This is a genomic window from Dyella sedimenti (assembly GCF_022760995.1).
Classification (GTDB): domain Bacteria; phylum Pseudomonadota; class Gammaproteobacteria; order Xanthomonadales; family Rhodanobacteraceae; genus Dyella; species Dyella sedimenti.
On record NZ_JAKWJO010000016.1, the window covers coordinates 1 to 3,187 of the forward strand.

Annotated in this window: 4 protein-coding genes; all 4 read left to right on the forward strand. The window is 66.8% G+C overall.

Going from position 1 to position 3,187, the window contains the following annotated elements; genetic code table 11:
• Window positions 1-439: prepilin-type N-terminal cleavage/methylation domain-containing protein (locus MJ605_RS19165; protein WP_243043144.1), on the forward strand; the 439-nt coding region annotated here is incomplete at its 5' end.
• Complete coding sequence (locus tag MJ605_RS19170; protein WP_243043145.1) at window positions 436-1,101, forward strand: prepilin-type N-terminal cleavage/methylation domain-containing protein; 666 nt, start codon at window positions 436-438, stop codon at window positions 1,099-1,101. The genes MJ605_RS19165 and MJ605_RS19170, both read left to right, overlap by 4 nt.
• Before the next feature lie 79 nt (window positions 1,102-1,180).
• A complete protein-coding gene (locus MJ605_RS19175) occupies window positions 1,181-2,080 on the forward strand; it encodes a type II secretion system protein GspK (protein WP_243043146.1) in 900 nt (299 codons plus the stop codon).
• Between the two features lie 98 nt (window positions 2,081-2,178).
• Window positions 2,179-3,187: PilN domain-containing protein (locus MJ605_RS19180; RefSeq protein ID WP_243043147.1), on the forward strand; the 1,009-nt coding region annotated here is incomplete at its 3' end.

Below are 3,187 nucleotides of genomic sequence, written 5' to 3' on the forward strand. Positions count from 1 at the left end.
GCCACGGCGGACGATGGCGTTGGCTTTTCCTCATGCCTCGTGCGCCAGAGGCTTCAGCCTGCTCGAGGTGATCGCCGCCATCCTGCTGCTCGCCATTGCGTTTGCGGCGCTGATGCGGGTGGCCGGCGCTTCGCTGCACCTGGCGGACCAGTCGGGGCAGGTCAGCCGGGCCGACATGTGGGCGCAGGCGAAGCTCGATGCGCTGGGCATCGCCGAGCCACTGGCGGTGGGCGAAAGCGATGGCGATTTTGGCGGCGGCTATCGCTGGCATCTGCGCGTGGCGCCATGGCAGGGCGGCGGCCTGCCGCCGGACACCCCGCTCGCGCTGTATCGCGTGGACCTCGACGTGCGCTGGGGACTGCAACGGCGGCCGCATGTCCTTCATTACACGACGTTGCGAAGCATCGACAACGGCGTGGTGGCAAGGAGTGCCAGATGATGCGCGCGCGCGGCTTCAGCCTGCTGGAAGTCCTGACCGCCCTGGCCCTGCTCAGCATCCTGCTGGTGGGCGTGCTGTCAGGTATACGGACCGCGACGCGGATGACCAGCGCCGGCGCGCAAGCCATGGAGCAGGCCGATGAAGCCCGCTCGGTGCAGCGCTTCCTCCGCAACGACCTGCTCCAGGCTCGCGCCATTCCCTGGAAGGTGGATGGCAAGGGCACGCCCATCGTGTTCGAGGGTGACGAGCAACGCATGCAGTTCGTGGGACCGCTGCCCGGTTATCTCGACCGCAATGGTCCCCAGCTGCAGACGCTGGCGCTGGTCGGCGACGGCAAGGACGCCCTCCGGCTTGAACTCGGCAGCGATGGCATGAGTCCCACGGGCGCCACGCACGGCATCGGGTTTGCGCCGGAACCGCTGGCGGAGGGCGTCAGGCGCGGGCGCTTTCGCTATTACGGACGCAAGGATGGCCGGAGCGCTGGCGAATGGCGCCGCGAATGGCATGTCGCCGGACGCATGCCCGAGCTGGTGAGCGTGGAACTGGAGCGTGGCGACGAGGGCGAAACCTGGTTGCTGGTCCAGGCGCCCATTCGCCAGGGCTACTACGCGGTGAACAGTGGGGCGTTGGCCAGGATGTTGTCGAAATCAACGCCATATTGATGGCACAAAAATGTCGTCTTGCGCTGCAATGCTTGGTTGCACGCAAGGCACGAAGCCGAGTGCACACGGGAGTACAGGGATGCCCGCAGGTCCGTCAAGCCGTTTCATGCAGCACCAGCGGGGCGTGGCCTTGCTGGTGGTGCTGTGGGCGTGCACGCTGCTGGCGGTCCTGCTCGGCGGTCTCGCCACACTGGCCAAGACCGACGCCACGCAGACCCGTTATCTTTCGACGCGCGCCCAGCTGCGTTATCTCGCGGAGGCCGGCGTGATGCGCGCCATCGCCGAAATCACCGCGAAGAAGAACGGCCGGTGGGTGGGCGATGGCCGGCCCTATGGCCTGGTCATCGATGGCCAGCGGATCGATGTGCGGATCGTCGACGACAGCGGCAAGGTCGACATCAACAAGGCCGATCCGCCGGTACTGCAGAACCTGTTCGTTGCCGCGGGCATGGACGCCGCGGACGCGGCCACGCTCGCGGACAACGTGCGCGAGTCGCGCGACGCCGGTGGTGCGTTCAATCGTGAGGAAGGCGCGCAGCGTTATGCCAGGGGAGGGTTGGACCAGGGGCCGCGTTACGCTGAATTCAATGCGCCCGACGAAATCCAGTCGGTGTTGGGCATGACGCCTGAGCTGTACCGGAAGATCGCGCCGGTGCTTACGGTGTGGTCGCATCGCATGTCGCCCGCGCCGGCCTTCGCGCCACCCTTGGCCCTGGCGGCCTTGCCGGGCATGGACATGGTTTCGGCGGAACGCTTTGTATCCATGAGGAGCACCCTGAATCCCGTGATGCCGCCTGTGGCCCTCCCCAACGGGATGCCAATGGGAGCCATGCGTGGCAGCGATACAAGAACGGTCGTTGCATCGGCTACGGCAGCGGACGGCACCACGTCGCGCATCAGCGCCACGGTGCGTATCGAGGTCTTTCCCGGTCGCGGGAGCTATACCGTGCTGCGTTGGCAGGAGGATGCCGCCGAATGAACGCATCGATGCCGGCGTGGCGGGAATCCTTCATGCAAGCCTGGCAACGCTCGCCGGGCCCTCGCCTGTGCCACTGGTGGCTGGGTGAATTGGCGGCGATGCTGCCACGGTCATGGCTGGCCGGCGGCGCCGAGTGGCGCATCCTCGAATGGACGGAGGGGGAATGGTGCCTGCGCCGGCTGGATGCCCCCGCGCCGCTGGCGTGCTGGAGCGATGCGCTGCCGGAAGAGCAGCAGCGCGCCGTGATCGAGGCGGCGCTTGGCGGCGTGCCACGGGACGTGTTGCGCCTGGGATTGTTCGTTCCCGACGCGTGGGTCCTGCGTCGCCGCATGGCGTTTCCCCTGGCGGCCCGCGATCGCTTGAAGCAGGTGGCCGCCTACGAGATCGATCGGCAGACGCCGTTTCGCGCATCCCAGGTATTCCATGAGATCGGGGCCGCGACCCCGCTGCCGGATGGCGCGCAGGTGTCGGCCGAACTGGTGGTGGTGCCTCGCGCACGGCTCGATCCGCTGCTGGCCCGGCTTCGCGAACTCGGCATGACCCTGGATGCTGTCGATATCCAGGTGAACGGCGCGCGCCTCGGTCTCAACCTTATTCCCAAGACGGATAGGCCACGGTGGATCAATCGTCGACAACGACTCAATCTCGCCTTGCTTGCGGGTATCGTGCTGCTGCTCGCCGTCTCGATGCTCCAGTGGGTGCATAACCGCGAGGCCGTGTTGGAGGTCATGCGTGGCGAAGTGGATCGCATGCATGCCGAAGCACAGGCGGTGGCCGCGCTGCAGCAGCGTCTCCAGGACAATGCCGGTGCGGCGGGATTCCTGGCGCAGCGCAAGAGGGACGGTGTCGACACGCTTTCGATCCTGCAGGAACTCTCGGCGCGGCTTCCGTTGGATGCGTCGCTGGAGCGCTTGAGCATCGACCATGCCGGCATGGTCAGCATGCAGGGGCAAGGCATCCAGGCCGCATCCTTGCTGGATTCCCTGAAGGGCGCGAAATGGCTGGTCGAGCCGGCGTTCCAGGGAGCGATACAGAAAGATCCCGCCACCGGCAAGGAGCGCTTCTACATGGTGGCGCAGCTGCGCAAGCCGGCCGAGGGCAAGGCCA

What these genes read in the sequence shown, in the direction of transcription:
- MJ605_RS19170 (WP_243043145.1), top strand. Translation starts at nt 436, where the DNA reads ATGATGCGCGCGCGCGGCTTCAGCCTGCTGGAAGTCCTGACCGCCCTG.
- MJ605_RS19175 (WP_243043146.1), top strand. Translation starts at nt 1,181, where the DNA reads ATGCCCGCAGGTCCGTCAAGCCGTTTCATGCAGCACCAGCGGGGCGTG.